The sequence below is a fragment of the Nocardiopsis sp. iso_25 genome, assembly GCF_056173305.1.
This window is the reverse complement of the sequence record NZ_CM149667.1, coordinates 1,119,059-1,139,937: the sequence shown is the minus strand read 5'-3', so window position 1 is coordinate 1,139,937 and position 20,879 is coordinate 1,119,059. Positions and strand designations below refer to the sequence as shown.

Sequence of the window (20,879 nt, the reverse complement as noted above, 5' to 3'; positions counted from 1 at the left end):
CTCGACACGTCGGCCGCCGCTTCCGGTTGGTCGTGGGACCGGACCACCGGAGTATGGGACGCGAAGGCCGTTGTGGCGGATGAGCACTCGCCCCGCAACGGGGCATCTGGTGCTTCACCTAGCCTAACACCACCACAGGCCACGGCTATTCCTCGACACAGGTGCTACGGATGGGGAGATGGGGACCGCACCCCCGCCAGCTCCACGAGCAGGGGGCGTATGTCCCAATTCTTACCCGCCCTCCGGCGGATCGAATCAACCTGGTCCGCGATTTCCGGCGAATCCGCGGACGCCTCCCCCGCACCCGTGGAGCACAGGACCAGGACCGTCGGCCCCGCCCCGGAGACCACCGCGGGCAGTTTCTCGTGTTGCCGCAGGTCACGGATGAGGTCGAGGGTGTCCGGCATGGCCGGGGCGCGGTAGGACTCGTGTAGCCGATCCCGCGTGGCCGCGTACAGGGCCTCGGGATGGCCACAAACGGCCGCGGTCATCAGCGCGGCGCGCCCGGCGTTGAACGCGGCGTCGCCGTGGGGCACCCGTTCGGGCAGCAGCCCGCGGGCCCGCTCGGTGGACAGCCGCCACTCGGGCACGCACAGCACCGGCAGGACGCGGGGGTCCGGGGCCAGGGACACCGCGCCCCAGCGGTCGCCGTCGCGGTAGGCGACCGTGTAGCCGCCGTAGACGCAGGGGGCCACGTTGTCGGGGTGGCCCTCGATGTCCGCGGCGATCTGGTAGACGCCGTCGCGGTCCGGTCCGCCGTCGGGGCCGGTGCGCCCCAGCAGGGCGCTGGCGGCGGCCACGCCGCCGACGATCGCCGAGGAGGAGGAGCCCAGACCGCGCGCGTGCGGGACTCCGTTGACGCAGGTCAGGTCGAGCCCGGGCAGTTGTTCCCCGGCCCGTTCGAAGGTCTCGCGCATGGCGCGCACCACGAGGTGGCGCTCGTCGAGGGGGACCTCACCGGCGCCCTCCCCCTCGACGCGCACGCGCAGCTCGCCGTCCTCTCGGAGGGACGCCTCGAACGTGTTGTACAGGCGCAGTGCCAGGCCCAGGGCGTCGAAGCCCGGTCCCAGGTTGGCGCTGGTGGCGGGGGCCTGGACGGACACCCGGGTGGGACGTGATGGGCTCACGGTGGGTTCCTTCGGTGTTCTCGCGCTCTCGCGGGCCCGGCCGGGGGCCGGGCACCGGGGGCGGAGCGGGCGGGTCAGGCCAGGTCGAGGGCCTGGGCCGCGGCGAGGGCGTCGACCGGGACGGTGATGGCTGAGGAGGCTCCGGCCAGCGCCCAGTCGGGGTCCTTGAGGCCGTTGCCGGTCACGGTGCACACCACGCGGCTGCCGGGCTCGACCAGCCCCGCCTGGACGGACTGGAGCAGGCCGGCGACGCTGGCGGCGGAGGCCAGCTCCACGAACACGCCCTCCTCGGCGGCGAGGAGCTTGTAGGCGGCCATGATCTGGCGGTCGGTGACCTTGTCGATGAGGCCGCCGGACTCGTCGCGGGCCTGCTCGGCCAGCTTCCAGGAGGCGGGGTTGCCGATGCGGATGGCGGTGGCGATGGTGCTCGGGCTGGTGACGGGCGCGCCGTTGACGATGGGCGCGGAGCCGCTGGCCTGGAAGCCGAGCATGCGCGGGTTGCGGGTGGAGACCCCGTCCCTGGAGTACTCGGTGTAGCCCATCCAGTAGGCGGTGATGTTGCCCGCGTTGCCCACGGGGATGCAGTGAACGTCGGGGGCGTCGCCGAGGGCGTCGACGATCTCGAAGGCGGCGGTCTTCTGCCCCTGGAGGCGGTAGGGGTTGACCGAGTTCACCAGGGCGACCGGGTAGTCCACGCTGAGCTTGCGGGCCAGTTCGAGGCAGTCGTCGAAGTTGCCGTCGACCTGGAGCAGGCGGGCGCCGTGGACGAGGGCTTGGGCCAGCTTGCCCATGGCGATCTTGCCCTGGGGCACCAGCACGGCGCAGGTCATGCCCGCGCGGATGGCGTAGGCGGCGGCGCTAGCGCTGGTGTTGCCGGTGGAGGCGCAGATGACGGCCTTGGCGCCGTCCTCGGCGGCCTTGGTGATGGCCATGGTCATGCCGCGGTCCTTGAAGGACCCGGTGGGGTTGAGCCCCTCGACCTTGAGGAAGACCTCGCAGCCCGTGAGCTCGGACACGCGCGTGGCGGGCAGCAGGGGCGTGCCGCCCTCCTGGAGGGTGACAACGGGGGTGCTCTCGTTGACGGGGAGGCGGTCGCGGTACTCCTCGACGATGCCTCGCCACGCCCGTGCCATGCTCACGACTTGTCCCTTTCGGGTGGATGCGGCTTCGCTTGACGCGCGGTGGAAGCGGCGGGGCTCCCGGACGGCCCGGCGGCGCGTCCGTCGTCCCCACCAGCTACGAGTCTATGACCCCGCCCGCACTATCTCGAATCGCGGTCGGGTGTCTCATGATACGGACATAGGGATCGGCGGGGCGGGCCGCACGGGTCCCGTGCGGCCCGCCCGGGGTCGCGGCCGTCCGCGGTGCGCGGTCCCCTCAGTCGGCGAAGGTCTCCACGCGCATAACGCTGGCCACCTCGCGCACCATGTCGTGGACGCGCAGGTCCTCGACCGTGGCGCTGAGCGCGGCGTCGGGGGCGGGGTGGCTCACCAGCACCAGCTGGGCGTCGTCCCCGCTGCCCTCCTGGCGCACGTTCTTGATGGACACGCCGTGGTCGGCGAAGATCTCCGCGACCTTGGACAGCACACCGGGGCGGTCCGCCACGTCCAGCGCCACGTGGTAGCTGGTGATGGTCTGGCCCATGTCGTGCACCGGCAGCCCGGTGTCGTGCCCGCCCTCGGCCACCGAGGTGTCGGCGAGGCGGTTGCGCGCCACCGCGACCAGGTCGCCCAGGACCGCGCTGGCGGTGGGGGTGCCCCCCGCACCGGCCCCGTAGAACATCAGGCGGCCCGCGGACTCGGCCTCCACGAACACCGCGTTGTAGGCCTCCTTGACGCTGGCCAGGGGGTGCTCGACCGGGAGCATCACCGGGTGGACGCGCACGCCCACCGACTCGCCGTCCTGCGAGCGCTGGCAGATGGCCAGGAGTTTGACCACGCAGCCCATCGCGCGGGCGCTGGCGATGTCGCCCGCGGACACCCCGGTGATGCCCTCGCGGTGCACGTCGGCGGCGGTCACCCGCTGGGTGTGGAAGGCCAGCCTGGCCAGGATGGCGGCCTTGGCCGCCGCGTCGAAGCCCTCCACGTCAGCGGTGGGGTCGGCCTCGGCGTACCCGAGGGCCTGCGCCTGCTCCAGGGACTCGGTGAACCCGGCGCCCAGGGAGTCCATCCGGTCGAGGATGTAGTTGGTGGTGCCGTTGACGATGCCCAGCACGCGGTTGACCCTGTCCCCCGCGAGCGAGTCGCGCAGGGGCCGCAGCAGCGGGATCGCGCCCGCGACGGAGGCCTCGTAGTACAGGTCCACCCCGGCGTCGCGGGCGGCGGCGTGCAGGGTCTGGCCGTCCTCGGCGAGCAGGGCCTTGTTGGCCGTGACCACGGACTTGCCCGCCTTGATCGCGGCGAGGATCAGCGAGCGGGCCGGTTCGATGCCGCCGATGACCTCCACCACGAGGTCGATGTCGGGACGCGTGGCCAGGGCCGTGGCGTCGGTGGTCAGCAGCGCCGGGTCGACACCGCGGTCGCGGCCCAGGCGGCGCACCGCGATGCCCCCGATCTCGATGGGCGTGCCCACCCGCGCGGCCAGTTCCTCGGACTGCTCGTTGACCAGGCGGACGACTTCCGAGCCCACCACGCCGCATCCGAGCAGCGCCACCTTCATCGCCATTTGGGCGTGACTCCCACTTCTCTCGTGAATCCTCGTCTCGGGGCGGCCCCGGCCGCCGTCGGGACCGTTCAGCCGACGTCGAGGCGGAGGAGGTCCTCCTCGTTCTCCCTGCGCACGATGACGCGGGAGCTCCCGCCGCGGACCGCGACCATGGCCGGCCGGGGCAGGTGGTTGTAGTTGCTCGCCATGGAGTAGCAGTAGGCCCCGGTGGCTGCGACGGCCACCAGGTCGCCCGGGCGCAGGTCGGCGGGCAGGTAGAGGTCGTGGACGATGATGTCGCCGCTCTCGCAGTGCTTGCCGACCAGGCGGGACAGCATGGGTTCGGCGTCGCTCTCGCGGGAGACGAGCTGGCTGGTGTACTCCGAGCCGTACAGGGCGGTGCGGATGTTGTCGCTCATGCCGCCGTCGACGCTGACGTAGGTGCGGATGCCCTCGACGTCCTTGACGGTACCGACCTCGTAGACGGTGATCCCCGCCGGGCCCGCGATGGCGCGGCCGGGCTCGACCGCGATGCGGGGCACCGGCAGTCCGGCCTCCTCGCACTCGCGGCGCACGATGGAGGTGAGGCTCCCCGCGATGGTCTTGGGGTCCAGGGGGTCGTCGCCGGAGGTGTAGGCGATGCCCAGGCCGCCGCCGAGGTCGAGCTCGGCCAGGGTGACGCCCAGCTCCTCGTGGACCCCGGTGAGGAACCGGGTCACGCGGCGGGCGGCGACCTCGAAGCCGGAGGTGTCGAAGATCTGCGAGCCGATGTGCGAGTGCAGGCCGACGAGTTCCAGGTGCGGGTCGGCCAGGACGCGGCGGACGGCCTCGGCGGCGGCGCCGGTGCTCATCGCGAAGCCGAACTTCTGGTCGTCGTGGGCGGTGGCGACGAACTCGTGGGTGTGCGCCTCCACGCCGGTGGTGACGCGGATGAGGACCTTGGGCCGCGCGCCGAGTTCGGCGGCGATCGCGCCGAGGCGCCCGATCTCGTCGAGGGAGTCGATGATGACGCGGCCCACCCCGGCCTCGACGGCGCGGCGCAGCTCGGCGGCGGACTTGTTGTTGCCGTGCATGCCGATGCGCTCGGCGGGGACCCCGGCGGCCAGGGCGACGGTGAGTTCGCCTCCCGAGCACACGTCGAGCTTGAGCCCCTCCTCGTTGACCCAGCGCGCGACGGCCTTCGTCAGCAGGGCCTTGCCCGCGTAGTAGACGTCGGCGTCGGAGAAGGCGGTGCGGTAGTCGCGGGCGCGGCCCCGGAAGTCCTCCTCGTCCATGACGAAGAGCGGCGTGCCGTGGGCGGCGGCGAGTTCGCGCACGCCGACGCCGCCGACGGTGAGTTCACCGTCCGCTCGGCGCGCGGTGGCGGGCCACACGCGCGGGTCGAGGGCGTTGAGGTCCTCGGGCGGCAGCGGCGGGTTGTCCTCCGGCAGGATCTCCGCGTGGCGGGAACCGGCGGGGTGGGCGTAGCGGCTCATGATCGGCTTTCGGCTGGGGCTGTACGGCTGTGCGGGTCGGCGGCACCCCCCATTGTCCACCGAACCGATCGGAACACCAGGGACGGGTGGGGCCCACCGGGGGGCGCGGAGCGTCTACAGCCTTGTGGGCGCTGACACCCCGAGCAGGAGGAGTCCGGCGCCGAGGATCCCGGCGACGGCCGCCGGCAGGGCCGGGTCCGCGGCGGTCCGCTCAGAGGCTTCGGGGACCGCGGCGGAACACGTCCGCCACTCATCGTAGGCACTGGTCAGCGCCTCCAGGTATCGGACCAGGATATGGGGTTCCTCTCGGCGGGCGGCCGTGTCCAGGACGCTGGGGCCGTCGAAGATGAGGCCGCGCACGGCGGCGGTGCGGTCGGGGTCGGCCGCGGGGTGCGGCGCGCCCTCGGCGGTCCAGCGCACGAGGCTGGTCGCGTGGGCGTGGGCGTAGCGCATCCGGAAGGCGGGGTTGGCGTCGGTCAGGCGCGCCCAGGCCCCGGGGTACTCGGCGGAGGGCAGCACCGGCAGGTCGCGCCCGGTGGTCTCGGTCCCGCGCGGGCGTTCGGGCACCGAGCGGCAGAAGGCGACGCGCGCGCTGTCCTCGCCGACCGCGCCGAGGGCGCGCGCGGCGGGGGTGAGCAGTTCCCGGTGCCCGCCGTCGAGGTAGGGGTCGCGCCAGGTGGCCCCGCCGGGTGCGGGCGGAGGGGTCCGGGGGCCGACGGCCAGGGCGATGCGGGCGCGGGCGTCGGTGCGGGCGAGCCTGCGGGCCTGGGCGACCGGCCCGGCCTCGTGCAGGGCGGAGGCCGGCCACTCCCCTTCGCCGTCCCAGTCCCGGCCGGTGAGGAAGCGGGGCCCGTCGGCCGCCGCGGCGAGCAGGGCGTCGCGCTGGCGGCCGGTGAAGGTGACGTTGAGGAAGCCGCGGCCGTCGCCGGTGACGCGGTCGAAGTCCACCAGGCCCTCGTCGCGCATGGCCGAGAGTTCGGCGGCGACGCGGTCGCGGACCTCGGCGCGGCGGTCCCCCCGGTGGTCGGGCTCCCGGCCTCCGGAGCCGCCCGCCAGGCGGGGCGGCAGGGCGGTGGCGGCGTCGGCGCCCCCGTCCGCGTGGTCGTTGCGGGGCCACACGAAGGGGATCGCGTCCGGGACCAGGTCCAGGGCCCGCGCGGCGGCCGTGCGGACGGCGGCCTCCAGTTGTCCGGGGGTCACTCCGGGTCCCTGTCGACCAGGCTCCGGATGATGTCGATGAGCACGTCGGGGTCGAAGGGCTTGGTGAGGTAGGCGTCCATACCGACGCGCCTGCCGCGCTGGTGGTCCGTCTCCTGGGTGCGCGCGGTGACCATGATGATGGGGCGGTCGCGGGTGCGGGCGTCGGCGCGCAGGCGCTCGACGGCCGTCCAGCCGTCCACACGGGGCATCATGACGTCCATGGTGACCACGTGCGGGTCGATGTGCGCGGCGCGGTCGAGGCAGTCCTGGCCGTCCACGGCGGTGAACACCTCGAACCCCTCCAGTTCGAGGTTGAGGCGGATGAGCTCGCGGATGACGTCGTCGTCCTCGACGACGAGAACCCGTGTGGGTAGGGCGTTCACGGGCGCGACACTACCGCCGCCGGGCGACACGGCACCACCGGAACGCGTTCATCGCAGGGCCGGGCCGGTCGCGGCGGTGACGGGTGGACGAAGGACGGCGCGATCCTGCTAGAGTTGTTCACGCAAGCCAGCCCCCTTAGCTCAGGGGATAGAGCATCGGCCTCCGGAGCCGGGTGCGCAGGTTCGAATCCTGCAGGGGGCACATCACAGCGGACCAGCGGGGTCTCCCGGCTGGCCGACCGGAACGACGCCGACCGCCGCGGTCGGCGTTCTTCGTTTTCCGCCACCTGGGACCGCGTCCGCCGGGTTCACCCCGGGATCGCGGCGGGCAGGGCGCACGGCGGACAGGACGCGCGACGCCATGAGGGGCGGGTCACCGGGAGTTCCCGGTGCCCCGCCCCTCGTGTCCGGGCCGTCCGCGGTCCGGGCCGCCGGTGGCCGTCCGGCCGCGGCGGTGCGGCGGGCGGTCAGGCCGGGCCGGGCAGCGGCCAGGAGCCGTCCACGACCGCCTCGGGGTCCCTGCGCCGCAGGTACTCCTGGAAGCTCGTGGCCTGTTCGGCCTTCCAGGCGGCCTGCGCGGCGTGCAGGTCGTCGATGTCCATGGCCGCCAGTTCGGGGTGGGCGGCGGCGAGCTTCCAGGCCAGCCGGGCGGCGGCGAGCGCGTCCGCGGCGGCCCCGTGCGCCTGGTCGGCGTCCAGGCGCACGCCGTGGTGGGCGCACACGTCGACCAGCTTGCGCGAGCCGCGCCGGAAGGTGTCGAAGCGCTTGTCGATCACCAGCGGGTCCAGGACGCGCAGCATCCCGTCGAAGCGCGCCCCGGCGTCGTGGCGCCGGAGCTCGGCGGAGAGCAGGCCCAGGTCGTAGGGGGCGTTGTAGACCACCACCGGCAGCCCGTCCACGGCGGCCTTCTCCAGGGCGGCGCCGATCTCGGGCACCGCCTCGGCGGCGGGACGGCCGTGCTCGCGGGCGTGCTCGGTGGTGATGTGGTGGATGTCGGTGGCCTCCCGGGGGATCTCGATCCCGGGGTCGATGAGCCAGGTCGTCACCTCCTTGGTGCGGGCCGCGGGGTCGATGCGCCACAGGGCGGCGGTGACGATCCGGTCGTTGCCGGTGTCCAGGCCGGTGGACTCGGTGTCGAACGCGGCCATGGGCCGGGTGTGCCAGGTCATGGGGACCTTTCCGGGTCGGGATGTGCCCATAGGTACCCGCTCCGGCGCGTGTTGTGCCGCAGCGGGCGGACTTTCGCGGGCGCGGCCCCTCCCGCGGACGGTGTCGGCGCGGGACCCGCCGCGCGGTCCGCGGGCCGGTACCCGCCCGGCGCGGCGCCGCCCGGGAGGCGTTGTCCACAGGCGCGGGCGGCCTCTGGTGCGGCGGGCGCGCGTGCCCTAACTTCGGAGCATGAAGTTCCTGGTACGCGAACGCGTTTTCGACATCGGTGACGACTACTGGGTGACCGACGAGGCGGGTGAGAAGGTCTTCCTCGTGGACGGCAAGGCGCTGCGGCTGCGCACGACCTTCGAGCTCAAGGACACCGGCGGCACCGTCCTCGCCGTCATCCGCAAGAAGCTGTTCAGACTGCGCGACCAGATGAGGGTCGAGCGGGAGGGCGGCACCACCGCCACCGTCCGCAAGCGCCTGGTCAACCCGCTGCGCGACAAGCTCGTGGTGGAGGTGGAGGGCGCGCCGGACTGGGAGGTCACCGGGGACTTCCTCGACAAGGAGTACGTGATCAGCGACGAGCACGGCACCGTCGCGCACGTGTCCCGCAAGTGGTTCCGGGTCCTGGACACCTACGCGGTGGACGTGAACACCCACCGCGCCGACATCGCCGGGGACCCCGCGCTGGTGATCAGCGTGGCGGTGGCCGTGGACTCCCTCACCCGCGACGAGGACGACGAGGAGGGGCCGGGGGACTGAGCCGGGGCGACCTCCTCGTGCCAGACCGCGAACGCCTCGGCCGGGTCGCCCGCCACGCCGCCGAGGCCGGAGAGGGTGGCTGGCTGTAGTGCCCGGGGTGTCCGCGATGGACCAGACTGTCGGTGGTCGACGGGCGAGACGAAGGGACGGCGGGCATGGGCGCGGTCTGGAGGCGGGCGCTGAGGGCCAGCACGTACCTGCTGGTGGTCCTGGGCTCGGGACTGGTGACGCTGGCGATGCTGCCGCTGACCCTGGCCGTGGCGCTGACCATCCCCCTCGGGGGGCTGGGGTTCGTGCTGCTCCCTCGCTGGGTGGGGCTCCTGGGCCGGTGGGCCTCCTGGCACCAGCGGTGGGCGTCCCGCTTCCTGGGCGTGCCGGTCCCGCGCGTGGGCGGGCGTGAGGCGTCCGGCTTCCGGGAGCTGTGGGGGCGTCCGTCCACCCGCCGCGTCCTGCTGTGGCTGCCCGCGTTCGCGCCCACCAGCACCGTACTGGGGCTCGTGGGGCTGCTGGCCCTCGCGATGCCGCTGAGCGCGCCGCAGTACCTGTTCTGGTGGGCGGTCCCGCGAGAGGAGCCGTTGCAGCTCCTGTGGCTCCCCGTGCTGGACTGGGGCACCGCGCTGGTCACCGGGGTCGCCTACGCGGTGATCGGGTGCGGGCTGGGCCTGGGCGCGGCCGTCCCGGCGGCCCGGGCCCACGCCCGCATGACCCTCGCGCTGCTGGCCCCCACCGAGGCGGAGCTGCTGGCGGCCCGGGTGGACGAGCTGAGCCGCACGCGCGCCGACGTGGTGGACGCGCACGGCGCGGAGCTGCGCCGGATCGAGCGCGACCTGCACGACGGCACCCAGGCGCGGCTGGTGGCGATCGCGATGCAGCTGGGCGTGGCGCGGGAGGCGGTGGAGAACCCGGCCGTGGCCGCGCTGCTCCGCAACGCCCACGAGGGCGCCGAGGAGGCGATGGCCGAGCTGCGCGAGGTGATCCAGGGCATCTACCCGCCGATCCTGGCCGACCGGGGCCTGTCCGGGGCGCTGACCGCGCTGGCCGCCCGCACCACCGTCCCCACCCGCCTGGACGTGGGCGAGCTGGGTGAGCTCCCGGTGGCGGTGGAGACCGCGGCCTACTTCGTGGTCACCGAGTCGGTCACCAACGCGGTCAAGCACAGCGGGGCCGGGGAGGTCTCCGTGCGCCTGGAGCGGGCGGGCGGCGTGCTGCGGGTGACGGTGCGCGACGACGGCTCGGGCGGGGTGGACGAGGAGCGCGGCAGCGGGGTGCGGGGACTGCGCCGCCGGGTGGCCGCCCTGGACGGTACGGTACGCGTGGACAGCCCGGCGGGCGGGCCGACCGTGATCGACGTGGAGATGCCGTGCGGATCGTGATCGCCGAGGACAACGTGCTGCTGTCGGCGGGTCTGGAGCTGCTGCTCTCCACCAGGGGCTTCGAGGTGGCCGAGGTGGCCGCGGACGCGGCGGCCTTCGCCGACGCCGTGGACCGCCACCGGCCCGACCTGGCCATCGTGGACGTGCGGCTGCCGCCGAACTTCCGCGACGAGGGCATCCACGCGGCGATCGGGGCCCGCCGCAGGCACGAGGCGCTGCCGGTGCTGGTGCTCTCGCAGTACGTGGAGAGGGACTACGCCGGGGAGCTGCTGGCCGACGGCCGCGGCGGGGTGGGTTACCTGCTCAAGGACCGGGTGGGCCGGGTCAGCGAGTTCGTGGACGCGCTGCGGCGGGTGGCCGGGGGCGGCACGGTGATGGACCCGGCGGTGGTGCAGCAGCTGCTGGCCCGCCGGGTCCGCGACCCCCTGGAGTCGCTCACCCGGCGCGAGAACGAGGTCCTGGCGCTGATGGCGGAGGGGCTCGACAACGGGGAGATCGCCGAGCGGATCGTGGTCACCGAGAACGCGGTGCACAAGCACGTCGGCAACATCTTCGCGAAGCTGGGGCTCTCGCCCTCCGACAGCGGGCACCGCCGGGTGCGCGCGGTGCTCGCCTACCTCGACAGCAGGTGAGCGGCCCCGGCCCGGTCCTGTGGGGCGGCACCCGGCGGGGAGCGGGTCAGCGGCCGGGCGCCGGGGCCTCCTCCCGGGTTGCCCCGCGGGTGACCAGCAGGCCGGTGGCGGCCGCGGTGAAGAACATCAGCACGCCGTACACCGCGGACGGGACGGCGATCTCGGTGCTGCCGAGCAGGGCCGGGCTGAGCGCGATGGCCAGGGACAGCGTGGTGTTGTGCAGGCCGATCTCCATGCAGGAGGCGATCGCCTCGGGGCGGCCGGTGCCCAGGGCGCGCGGCGCCCAGTAGCCGATGGTGAGGCTGGCGATGTTGAACAGCAGCACCATCAGTCCCACGGACACGATGTAGTCGCCGATGTTGTCGAGTTCCTGGTAGAGCGCGAAGGCGATGACGCCGAACAGCACCGCGACGGAGGCGATCTTGACCGGCATCTCCATGCGCCGGGCGAAGGCGTCCGCCCGCGCCCTGACGAGCATGCCGACCGCGACGGGGACCAGGATGACCGCGAACACCTGGAGGACCTTGCCGACCTGGAGGCCGAGGGTGTCGCCGTCGCCCATGAAGCGGGCGATGGCCAGGTTGGTGATCAGCGGCAGGGTGACCATGGCGGTGAGGGAGTTGAGCGCCGTCAGGGAGATGTTGAGCGCGACGTTGCCGCGGAACAGGTAGCTGTACAGGCTGGCGGTGGTGCCGCCGGGCGAGGCGGCGAGCAGCATCATGCCCACCGCCAGGGCGGGCGGCGGGTCGAAGAGCAGGACGAGGGCGAGGCAGACCAGGGGCAGGACGAGGATCTGGCAGCCCAGGACGAGCGCGACCGTGCCGGGCATCCTGGTCAGTCGGACGAAGTCCCCGACGGTCAGACTCAGGCCGAGGCCGAGCATGATGACGGCGAGTGCCGCCGGGAGCGCGATCGTGGCGATGGTGGAATCCATGGGCGGACACCTCGGGGGCGGGCCGCGCGGGGGGCGCGATCGGGCGGTCGGGGGGAGTGGCCGGCCGTCGCGGACCGCGGAGGTGAGGGCGTCGGCCTGAGGCGCCGCGTGCGGTGTCACGGGGCCCGCGGCCCGTGCGGACCGGGGATCGCGCCGTCCCGTGATCCGCGCCACATGCGGCTACTGGCCAGTATGCTGACACGCCCGCCCCCGGGTGGCAAGAGCGCACGCCCCGTCCGGCTCTCCCCCGCCCCTCTCCCCCGCCCCGGAGGGCTCAGGCCGCGGGCCAGGAGCTGCCGGTGAGGTCGTAGGCCAGGTGGAACCACACCTTGCGGATGCTGGGGTGGCCGTTGTCGCCCCAGGCGGTGGCGAAGCTGTCGACCAGGGCCAGGCCCCGGCCGTTCTCCGCGGTGAGCCGGTCGCCCTCCAGCGGTCCGGCGCTCAGCGGGCGGTCCTCTCCCGGCTCGGAGCGCGTGGGCCTGCCGTTGTCCCGGCAGACCAGCGTGAGCCCGTTGGGCGCCCGGGTCACCCGCAGCACGAAGGTCTGGCCCTCCTCTCCGGAGCGGCTGTGCCGGATGGCGTTGGTGGCCAGCTCGGTGCCCAGCAGCGAGAAGACGTACCGGTAGTCGCTGTCCCGGGCGGCCGCGCAGGTGTCCAGGAAGGCGCGGGCCAGCGGCACGCCGGCGGGCTCCCCGGGGAACTCCCAGTGGCGTTTGGTGAAGGGGACCGGCGGCCGTCCGCTGAAGTAGTGCCGGTACTCGTCGGGCACACCCGTGAGGACGGTGTCCTCGGCCTTGGCCAGAGCCGGCACGGAGACGAGCGTGGGCATGGGAGGACTCCTTCGGCGGGGCGGTTCAGTGGGCAGGCGAACCGGGGGAAGGGGGCGGCTGCGGGAGCGTTCTGGAACCGCCTTCGGGGGAGGGGCGGCGGGAACGGCTACGACCTTACGCGATCAGAACCCTGTGGGACAGGGGATGCGGGTGTGGTGAGTCCCCGAAATCCCGCGCGTTCTCCGGCCCGTCTCCCCCCGACCCGGCCCGCCGTTCAGCCCACGGCCTTGAGCGCCTCCCGCGCGGCGGCCTCGGCCGCGGAGCGCTCGGCGGGGACGAGCCCGACCCTCGTGCGGCGGTCCAGCAGGTCAGCGGCGTCCATGGCCCCCTCGTGGCGCACCCCGAAGCGGAGTTCGGCCCCGGTGACCCGGCGGACGAGGGGGGCGAGCAGCTCCGGGGCGGCGTCGGCCTCGGCCAGCACGGCGGCCGCCTCGGTGCCGTACCTGGCCACCAGGCGGCGCGGGGCGGCCACGGCGTCCAGTTCCTCGCGCGGGGCGGCGCCGACCAGGGGCAGCGCGCGGGTCCGGCAGGGGCCCGCGGACAGCCCGCGGGAGCGCACGGCGGTGTCGACGGCCTGCTCGGCCATGGCGCGGTAGGTGGTGAGCTTGCCGCCGACCACGGTGACGGTGCCGTTCGGAGCGACCGTGACGGCGTGCTCGCGGGACAGGTCGGCGCTTTCCCCGGCCCCGTGCACCAGCGGGCGCAGCCCGGCGAAGGCGCCCAGGACGTCGGCGCGCGCCAGGCGGGTCTCCAGGGCCCGGTTGAACTGGCCCAGCAGGAAGTCCACGTCGCTGTCGGGCGCCTCGGGCACGTCCGGCACGGGGCCGTCCACGGGTTCGTCGGTGAGCCCGGCCAGGACCCGGCCGTCCGGCTGGGGCAGGGCGAACACGAAGCGGCTGGCGCTGCCGTCGATCGGCACGGTGAGCGCGGCCCGGGGGCGGCCCAGGGCGGCGCCGTCGAGCACCAGGTGGCTGCCCCGGCTGGGGCTCAGCCGCACATGGGGGTCGAGCCGGTCGGCGTGGACCCCGGTGGCGTTGACGATCGCGCGCGGGCGCACGGGGACGATCCGGCCCGTCACCCCGTCGCGCAGCACGGCGCCGTCGGCGGCCAGGCTCTCGGCCGAGCAGCGGGTGAGGATACGGGCGCCCTCGCGGGCGGCGGTGCGGGCCAGGGCCACCACGAGGCGGGCGTCGTCCACGAGCTGGCCGTCGAAGGACACGACGCCGCCGAGGAGCCCCCGCCGCGCGACGCCCGGGAGCAGGCGCAGGGTCTGGCGCGGGCCGACCACGCGGGGCCGGGGCAGCACGCCGCCGGGGGTCCCGGCCATGATCCGCAGCAGGTCGCCCGCCCCGGCCCCGGCGCGGACGAACAGGGCGCGCGCGAGCCCGGTCCCCCGGTGGACGGGGACGACCATGGGCAGGGGCCGCACCAGGTGGGGCGCGGTGACCCGCATGAGGACGTCGCGCTCGCGGGCGCTCTCGTAGGCGATGGCGACCTGTCCCCTGGCCAGGTAGCGCAGGCCGCCGTGGACCAGCTTGGAGCTCCAGCGGCTGGTGCCGAAGGCCAGGTCGTGGCGTTCGACCAGGGCGGTGGACAGGCCGCGCGCGGCGGCGTCGAGCGCGACTCCGGCGCCCGTCACTCCCCCGCCGACGACGAGGAGGTCGATCCGGGGGTCGTGTTCCAGCGCGGCGAGGTCGGCCGCGCGCCGGGCGGCGTTGAGGGAGGAGGAGGTACGGACCGCGGGGTTCATGGGCTCTCCCGGTTCGGCGGGCGGAGGTAGCCGTCCAGGAGGGCGGCGAGCTCGTCGACGAGGCCGGACTCGTCGGTGACGTCGGCGAACAGGCGGCGGGAGGTGACCGTGCCCTGGACCGTGACCAGCACGAGGCGGGCCAGCACCGCGGGATCCCCCGCGCGCACCGACCCGTCGCGCTGGCCCTCGGCCACGACCGGCTCGACCAGTTCGAGGGCCGCGCGGTGGCTGGTGCCCAGCCGCTGGAAGGTGTAGGTGGCCAGGAGCTCGGGCTCGGTGTCCACGATCCGGACGAACAGCGGGTGGGCGAGCAGAGCGCGGGCGACCCCGGCCGCGTGCCGGACCAGCCGGGCGCGCACGTCCTCCCCGGCGGGCCCGCCGGGGCCCTCCCCCTGGTCCGCGAGGATGCGCCGCAGCTCCCGGGTGAGCAGGTCGGCCACGAGCGCGGTCGCGTCGGGCCATCGCCGGTACACGGTGGGGCGGCTCACCCCGGCGCGGCGCGCCACGTCGGTCAGGGTGGTGCGGCGCACCCCGAAGGCCTCGACGCAGGCGCGGGCCGCGTCCAGGATACGGTCTTCAACGTTACGTATTGACGCCATATGTAAAACTGTAGAGCATGACTGACGACACCTCCCCCGGGGCGGCGCCCGAGATGAGCTGGTTCGCGTGGGGCGACCCCGCCCGGGCGCGTGCTCTGGACCCCGGCCTGCGCGAGCTGGTCTCCCAGGTGCTGCGGGCCCCTCTGGCGGACCTGCCCCCCGCCCCCGAGGAGCGGGTGGAGCTGCCCCCCTCGCGGCTGGACGGGCGGCTGCGCGGACTGCTCGCCGGTGTGGTCGGGCCCGACCACCTGGACGACGGGGACGCCGCCCGGCTGCGCCACAGCGGCGGCAAGAGCACCCCCGACCTGCTGCTGCGCCGCGCGGGCAGGGCCGACCCCGCGCCGGACGCCGTCCTGTACCCCGCCGACCACGACCAGGTACGGCGCGTCCTGGAGGTGTGCTCGGCCGAGCGCGTGGCCGTGGTGCCCTTCGGCGGCGGCACCAGCGTGGTGGGCGGGGTCGCGCCCCTGCGCGGCGGCCTGCGCGCCGTGGTCAGCCTGGACCTGCGCCGCCTGGACCGGCTGGTGTCGGTGGACACCGAGTCCATGACCGCTGTCCTGGGAGCGGGAGTGCGCACCCCGCGCGCCGAGGCGCTGCTGGCCGAGCACGGGTGCACGCTCGGGCACCTGCCGCAGAGCTACGAGTACGCGAGCGTCGGCGGATACGCGGCCACACGTTCCAGCGGGCAGGCCTCCTCCGGGTACGGCCGCTTCGAGGACATGGTGGTCTCGCTGCGCGCGGCCACCCCGCGCGGCACCCTGGACACGGGCGGCCCGCCCGCCTCGGCGGCCGGGCCGGATTTGGGCCGCCTGCTGCTGGGCTCGGAGGGGACGCTGGGCGTGATCACCGAGGTGGGGCTGCGGATCCGCCGCCGCCCCGAGCGCGTGCTGGACGAGGCGTGGTCCTTCCCCGACTTCGCCACGGGCGTGGACGCGCTGCGGACCCTGGCCCAGTCCGGGATCCGGCCGACCATGGCGCGGGTCCTGGACGAGGCGGAGACCTTCGTCGGAGCGGCGATGGGAGGGCGCGAGGCCGCGCCCGGCTGCCAGGCGGTCCTGGGCTTCGAGGGCACCGGCGCCGAGGTGGGGGTCCGCGCGGCCGCGGCGCGTGAGGCCGTGGCCGGGGCGGGCGGCACCCCGCTGGGGCCCGGGCCGGTGGCGCACTGGCGGGACAACCGGTTCTCCGCGCCCTACCTGCGCGACTCCCTGCTGTCGGCCGGGGTGCTGGCCGAGACCCTGGAGACCGCCGCCCCGTGGAGCGGCCTGCTCCCGCTGTACGCGGCGGTCTCCGGCGCGCTCACCGGGGCGCTGGATGACGGGGAGGGCGGCGCCGTGGTGATGTGCCACGTGTCGCACACCTACCCCACGGGCGCCTCGCTGTACTTCACGGTGGTGACGGCGGCCGGGGCCGCGCCGCTGGAGCGCTGGGGACGGGCCAAGCGGGCCGCCTCGGAGGCGATCGCCGCCAACGGCGGAACGATCACCCACCACCACGCGGTGGGGACCGACCACCTGCCGTGGATGGCCGCGGAGATCGGCCCCCTGGGCGGGGAGGTGCTGCGCGCGGTCAAGGCCGCGCTGGACCCGGAGGGGATCCTGAACCCGGGCAAGCTCATACCCGCCCCGTAGGACGCCCCGCGCCCGGGACCCGGGGGCGGGCGACCGCCCCCGGGCGGGCGTCAGGCCCGTTCCCCCTCGCGGGAGAGCTGGCGCTCCACCCGTCCGGCGAAGTCGGCGAGGAAGTCCAGCGCCCCGGCCTCGCCGACGCCGTCGCCGCCGACGGTGTAGGAGACCGAGACCGTCACGTTGACGGTGGCGAAGAACACCACGCCGTAGGCGTCCGCGTCGCTGTGCTCGTCGCCCTCGACGAGGACCGCGTACCCGGTGTCGCCCGCGGACACGGGACGCCAGTCCAGGACCGCCGTCTCCTGCGCGTGGTGTCCCGCCTCGCGGTCCCGGAGTTCGTCCTCCAGGTCCCCGTGGAGCCTATCGACGGTCTCCCCTCCGTCCTCGTAGTCGAAGAGGGAGACGATGACGTGTACGGGGTAGCCGTCGACGTTCCCGACGCTGCAGCTGAGGTAGCCGAGGAGGCCCTCCTCGTCCAGGTACCCCAGTTCGCCGTCCTCGGCGGCGACGTACTCGCCCTCGGCTCGGGGGCTCTCGGTGCCGGGCACGGAGTCCACCAGCTCGGCGGGCAGCAGCCGTCCGCAGCCGGGCAGTTCCGCGTAGGGGCGGCCGTCGGCGATGTTCCACACCACGACGCCGAGGGAGACCGCCAGCAGGACCGCCGCGGCGGCGCCGCCGACGAGCAGGCCCCTGCGGGGGCGCCGGGGCGGGCCGGGCCGCCCCGGGGTGCCGGGAACCGGCGGCAGCGGCGGCCCCGGGAAGCCTCCCGTGGGCCCCGGGCCGGGCTGCGGCTGCCCGGGATAGACCGGCCGGGGCCGCGGTCCCGGAGGGGGCTGTCCCGGCTGTCCGGGGAAGGGCTCCCCGCCGGGGGGACCGGGGAAAGAACCGTCGTCGGGGGGATAGGTCATCGGCTCCGCGGCGTCGGCCCGTCCGGCGGACGGACGCCGCGCCTCCTCACCAATGCTCGTCGGCCGCGCGCGGCGGCCGGGCACCGCCCCGCCCCCGCGGGGCGCCCGGGCGGGTGCGCCGGGATGTCACCACCAGTATCGCCAACCGGGGCCGCCGCGTCATGCCCGAGGCCGCAACCGGCCCGCCCCGTGGCCCGAACCGGCCGCGGCGGCCCTCCCCTGCCCCGACAATGGATGCCGTGGCACGAGGAAAGCTCCGCATCTACCTGGGATCGGCCCCCGGCGTCGGCACCACGCACAACGCCCTGGCCGAGGCCCGCCGCCGGTCCGAGCGCGGCACCGACGTCGTGGTCGCCGCCGCCCACACCCACCGCCGGGCACGGACCTCCGCGCTCCTGGAGGGCCTGGAGCGGGTTCCACCGCTGCCGTCCGGCTCGGTGGACACCGCGGCCGTGATCGCGCGCGCTCCGCGGACGGCGCTGGTCGACGACCTCGCCCGCGCCAACCCGCCCGGCTCGCCCAACCCCACCCGCTGGCAGGACGTGGAGGAACTGCTGGAGGCGGGCGTCGACGTGCTGTCCACCGTGGGCATCCACCACCTGGAGTCCCTCAACGACGTGGTCCACCAGATCACCGGCGTGCGCCCCCGGCAGACCGTCCCCGACCACGTGGTGCGCCGCGCCGCGGAGGTCGAACTCGTGGACGTCACCCCCCAGGAGCTGCGCCGCAGGATGGCGCGCGGCGACATCCACCCGGCCGAGAGCGTGGACGCGGCCCTGGCCGACTACTACCGGGAGGGCAACCTGGCGGCGCTGCGCGAGCTGGCGCTGCTGTGGACCGCGGACCGGGTGGAGGAGAGCCTGGCCCGCTACCGCGGCGAGCACGAGATCCGGCGGACCTGGGAGGCCCGGGAGCGGGTCGTGGTGGCGCTCACCGGCGGCCCCGAGGGCGAGACGCTGATCCGGCGGGCCGCCCGCGTGGCCGACCGTTCGCGGGGCGGGCACCCCCAGCCCAGCCACCTGCTGGCGGTGCACGTGGTGCCGCCCAACGGCATGGCGCAGGCGCCCACCGACGACCTGCTGCGGCAGCGCAGGCTGCTCGTGGAGCTGGGCGGCACCTACCACCAGGTGGTCGGCAACGACGTTCCGACCGGGCTGCTGGAGTTCGCGCGGGGCGTGCAGGCCACCCAGATCGTGCTGGGGTCCTCGCGCCGCCGCACCTGGCAGTACGTGTTCGGCCCCGGGGTCGGGGCGATCGTGGCGCGCGACTCCGGGGACATCGACGTGCACATCGTCACCCACGAGCGGGTGGGCAGCGGCCGGTGGCCGCTGCCGCCGCCCGGCCGGGGGCTGGGCGAGCACCGCCGGGTGACCGGCTGGTCGCTGGCGCTGCTGGCGCCCACCCTGCTGTCGCTGGTGATGGCGCTGCCCCTGTTCGAGGACGTGGGCGCGGCCTCGGACGCGATGCTCCTGCTGCTGGCCACCGTGGCCACCGCGGCGGTGGGCGGCCTGCGCCCCGCCCTGGTGTCGGCGCTGTGGAGCGCGGTGCTGCTCACCGTGCTGCTGTCCCCGCTGCACGGGCGCCCTCCGGTGTCGCTGGACAACATACTGGCGCTGACCGCGTTCGCCCTGGTGGGGGCACTGGTGGCGATCGTGGTGGAGATGGCGGCGCGCCGGTCGGCGCAGGCCGCGCGCGCCCGGGCCGAGGCCGACGCGGTGACGCTGCTGGCCAGCAGCGTCCTGGCGGGCAAGGAGCCCCTCCAGGCCCTGCTGCGGCGGATCCGGGAGACCTTCGGGCAGCGGTCGGCGACCCTGCTGGAGCGGCTGGACGACGAACGGTGGCGGGCGGCGCACAGCGTCGGCGCCCCGGCGTGCGAGTCCCCCGAGGAGTCCGACGTCCTGGTCTCGATCTCCGACAACCTGGCGCTGGCGCTGCGCGGCCGGGTGCTGCCCGCCGCCGACCGGGGCGTGCTGCGGGCCTTCGCCGCGCACATCGGCATCGCCCTGGAGCACCAGAGGCTGGAGTGGGACGCGGCCGAGGCGCGCGGCCAGGTGGCGGGCAACCGCATCCGCACGGCGCTGCTGGCCGCGGTCTCGCACGACCTGCGCACCCCGCTGACCTCGATCAAGGCGAGCCTGTCGAGCCTGCGCGCCACCGACATCACCCTCACCGAGGAGGACCGCGAGGACCTGCTGGAGACGGTGGAGGAGTCCACCGACCGGCTCAACCGGCTGATCGACAACCTGCTGGACATGAGCCGGGTGCACACCGACAACGTGCGCCCCAAACTCCGCGCGGTGGGCCTGGAGGAGGTCGTGCCCGTCACCCTGCTGGGCCTGCCGCACGAGGCGGTCGTGGTGGACGTGCCCGACCGCCTGCCCCGCGTCCGCGCCGACGCCGGGCTGCTGGAGCGGGCGGTGGCCAACGTGGTCTCCAACGCGGTCCGGTACAACCCGGACCCGCGCCTGCCGGTGCTGGTCTCGGCGAGCGCGCACGGCGACAGCGTCCAGCTGCGCGTGGTGGACCGCGGGCCCGGGGTCTCCGACGAGGGCAAACAGCGCATGTTCGAGGCCTTCCAGCGCCTGGGCGACGCCCCCCAGGGCACGGGGGTGGGTCTGGGCCTGGCGGTCGCACGTGGTTTCGTTGAGGCGATGCACGGCAGGCTCGACCCCGAGGACACGCCCGGTGGCGGCCTGACCATGGTGTTCACGCTCCGTGCTGTGGAGAAGAGCGAGACGGACACCGGAGACGGGGAGGGGACCGATGCGGGTCCTGGTCGTTGACGACGACATGCAGATCATCCGGGCCATGCGGATCAACCTGCGGGCGCGCGGGCACGACGTGGACACCGCGGCCGACGGGGCGTCCGCGCTGAGGCTGGCCGCGGACAACCACCCCGACGTGGTCCTGCTCGACCTGGGGCTGCCCGACATGGAGGGCATGGAGGTCATACAGCGGCTGCGCGGGTGGTCGCAGGTGCCGATCATCGTGCTGTCGGCGCGGCACTCGGCCGGGGAGAAGGTGCGCTGCCTGGACTCGGGCGCCGACGACTACGTCACCAAACCGTTCGGGATGGACGAGCTGCTCGCCCGCATGCGCGCGGCGGAGCGGCGGTCGTTGCGCGTGGACGAGGCCCCGGTGGTGCGCACGCCCTCCTTCACCGTGGACCTGGGCGCCAAACGGGTGCTGCGGGAGGGCGAGGAGGTCCGGCTCACCCCGACGGAGTGGCACATCCTGGAGATCCTGGCCCGGCACGCGGGCCAACTGGTCAGCCAGCGCCAACTGCTGCACGACGTGTGGGGCCCGGCCTACCAGAGCGAGACCAACTACCTGCGGGTGTACATGGCGCAGTTGCGCCGCAAGCTGGAGCCCGACCCGGCGTGCCCGCGTTACCTGATCACGGAGGCGGGCCGGGGCTACCGCTTCGAGAGGGCCGGCTCGGCCCAGCCGGGGGGCTGAACCCGTCGGCGCGTGCCGGGACGG

Annotated in this window: 18 protein-coding genes and 1 tRNA gene; 7 read left to right on the top strand and 12 right to left on the bottom strand. The window is 74.8% G+C overall.

Features of this window, described 5'->3' with window-relative positions; all coding sequences use genetic code 11:
- Positions 1–164: 164 nt before the first annotated feature.
- The 6 genes from thrB to AC0VX6_RS05130 all read right to left on the bottom strand — a co-directional run bounded on the left by thrB (position 165) and on the right by AC0VX6_RS05130 (position 6,828).
- Positions 165–1,103: a homoserine kinase gene (gene thrB / locus AC0VX6_RS05155; RefSeq protein WP_274978056.1), complete on the bottom strand. Its 939-nt coding sequence runs from the start codon at positions 1,101–1,103 to the stop codon at positions 165–167.
- 98 nt (positions 1,104–1,201) lie between these two features.
- Positions 1,202–2,260 carry a threonine synthase gene (gene thrC / locus AC0VX6_RS05150; RefSeq protein WP_274978055.1) on the bottom strand — a complete coding sequence of 353 codons (1,059 nt, stop codon included), beginning with the start codon at positions 2,258–2,260 and terminating at the stop codon, positions 1,202–1,204.
- A gap of 244 nt (positions 2,261–2,504) precedes the next feature.
- Positions 2,505–3,791 (bottom strand): homoserine dehydrogenase, encoded by a 1,287-nt coding sequence (locus AC0VX6_RS05145; RefSeq protein WP_274976427.1) that lies wholly within the window; start codon positions 3,789–3,791, stop codon positions 2,505–2,507.
- Between the two features lie 68 nt (positions 3,792–3,859).
- Positions 3,860–5,245 (bottom strand): diaminopimelate decarboxylase, encoded by a 1,386-nt coding sequence (gene lysA / locus AC0VX6_RS05140; RefSeq protein WP_274976426.1) that lies wholly within the window; start codon positions 5,243–5,245, stop codon positions 3,860–3,862.
- Positions 5,246–5,359: 114 nt separating this feature from the next.
- A complete protein-coding gene (locus tag AC0VX6_RS05135) occupies positions 5,360–6,445 on the bottom strand; it encodes a DALR anticodon-binding domain-containing protein (RefSeq protein WP_475467512.1) in 1,086 nt (361 codons plus the stop codon).
- Positions 6,442–6,828, bottom strand: coding sequence for a response regulator (locus AC0VX6_RS05130; RefSeq protein WP_274976424.1), 387 nt, complete (start codon positions 6,826–6,828; stop codon positions 6,442–6,444). Before AC0VX6_RS05130 ends, AC0VX6_RS05135 begins: the two co-directional genes overlap by 4 nt.
- A gap of 130 nt (positions 6,829–6,958) precedes the next feature.
- Here AC0VX6_RS05130 and AC0VX6_RS05125 point away from each other — a divergent pair.
- A tRNA-Arg gene (locus tag AC0VX6_RS05125) sits at positions 6,959–7,030 on the top strand.
- A gap of 265 nt (positions 7,031–7,295) precedes the next feature.
- On the opposite strand, the gene AC0VX6_RS05120 is transcribed toward AC0VX6_RS05125, so the two are convergent.
- Positions 7,296–7,997 carry an exonuclease domain-containing protein gene (locus AC0VX6_RS05120; RefSeq protein ID WP_274976423.1) on the bottom strand — a complete coding sequence of 234 codons (702 nt, stop codon included), beginning with the start codon at positions 7,995–7,997 and terminating at the stop codon, positions 7,296–7,298.
- A gap of 229 nt (positions 7,998–8,226) precedes the next feature.
- On the opposite strand from AC0VX6_RS05120, the gene AC0VX6_RS05115 reads away from it, so the two are divergent.
- The 3 genes from AC0VX6_RS05115 (at position 8,227) to AC0VX6_RS05105 (ending at position 10,750) form a co-directional block, all read left to right on the top strand.
- Positions 8,227–8,745, top strand: coding sequence for an LURP-one-related/scramblase family protein (locus AC0VX6_RS05115; protein WP_274976422.1), 519 nt, complete (start codon positions 8,227–8,229; stop codon positions 8,743–8,745).
- 155 nt (positions 8,746–8,900) lie between these two features.
- Positions 8,901–10,118, top strand: a complete 1,218-nt coding sequence (locus AC0VX6_RS05110) for a sensor histidine kinase (RefSeq protein WP_274976421.1) — start codon at positions 8,901–8,903, stop codon at positions 10,116–10,118.
- Entirely contained in the window at positions 10,106–10,750 is a 645-nt protein-coding gene (locus tag AC0VX6_RS05105) for a LuxR C-terminal-related transcriptional regulator (protein ID WP_013151363.1), read from the top strand. Before AC0VX6_RS05110 ends, AC0VX6_RS05105 begins: the two co-directional genes overlap by 13 nt.
- A gap of 46 nt (positions 10,751–10,796) precedes the next feature.
- On the opposite strand, the gene AC0VX6_RS05100 is transcribed toward AC0VX6_RS05105, so the two are convergent.
- The 4 genes from AC0VX6_RS05100 to AC0VX6_RS05085 all read right to left on the bottom strand — a co-directional run bounded on the left by AC0VX6_RS05100 (position 10,797) and on the right by AC0VX6_RS05085 (position 14,863).
- Entirely contained in the window at positions 10,797–11,684 is an 888-nt protein-coding gene (locus AC0VX6_RS05100) for a bile acid:sodium symporter family protein (protein ID WP_475467510.1), read from the bottom strand.
- 274 nt (positions 11,685–11,958) lie between these two features.
- Entirely contained in the window at positions 11,959–12,513 is a 555-nt protein-coding gene (locus AC0VX6_RS05095) for an ATP-binding protein (RefSeq protein WP_274976419.1), read from the bottom strand.
- Between the two features lie 215 nt (positions 12,514–12,728).
- Positions 12,729–14,264, bottom strand: coding sequence for a glycerol-3-phosphate dehydrogenase/oxidase (locus tag AC0VX6_RS05090; protein WP_475467508.1), 1,536 nt, complete (start codon positions 14,262–14,264; stop codon positions 12,729–12,731).
- Positions 14,261–14,863: a TetR/AcrR family transcriptional regulator gene (locus AC0VX6_RS05085; RefSeq protein WP_274976417.1), complete on the bottom strand. Its 603-nt coding sequence runs from the start codon at positions 14,861–14,863 to the stop codon at positions 14,261–14,263. The genes AC0VX6_RS05090 and AC0VX6_RS05085 overlap by 4 nt, the downstream gene beginning before the upstream one ends.
- A 17-nt stretch (positions 14,864–14,880) precedes the next feature.
- Between AC0VX6_RS05085 and AC0VX6_RS05080 the strand changes: the two genes are divergently transcribed.
- Entirely contained in the window at positions 14,881–16,491 is a 1,611-nt protein-coding gene (locus tag AC0VX6_RS05080; RefSeq protein WP_475467506.1) for an FAD-binding oxidoreductase, read from the top strand.
- 50 nt (positions 16,492–16,541) lie between these two features.
- Here AC0VX6_RS05080 and AC0VX6_RS05075 read toward each other — a convergent pair whose 3' ends face one another.
- Positions 16,542–17,396, bottom strand: a complete 855-nt coding sequence (locus AC0VX6_RS05075) for a hypothetical protein (protein ID WP_475467504.1) — start codon at positions 17,394–17,396, stop codon at positions 16,542–16,544.
- A gap of 230 nt (positions 17,397–17,626) precedes the next feature.
- Between AC0VX6_RS05075 and AC0VX6_RS05070 the strand changes: the two genes are divergently transcribed.
- Together AC0VX6_RS05070 and AC0VX6_RS05065 are read left to right on the top strand one after the other, a co-directional pair.
- Positions 17,627–20,179 carry an ATP-binding protein gene (locus AC0VX6_RS05070; protein ID WP_274976414.1) on the top strand — a complete coding sequence of 851 codons (2,553 nt, stop codon included), beginning with the start codon at positions 17,627–17,629 and terminating at the stop codon, positions 20,177–20,179.
- Complete coding sequence (locus AC0VX6_RS05065; protein ID WP_274976413.1) at positions 20,160–20,855, top strand: response regulator; 696 nt, start codon at positions 20,160–20,162, stop codon at positions 20,853–20,855. The genes AC0VX6_RS05070 and AC0VX6_RS05065 overlap by 20 nt, the downstream gene beginning before the upstream one ends.
- The last annotated feature ends 24 nt before the right edge of the window (positions 20,856–20,879 follow it).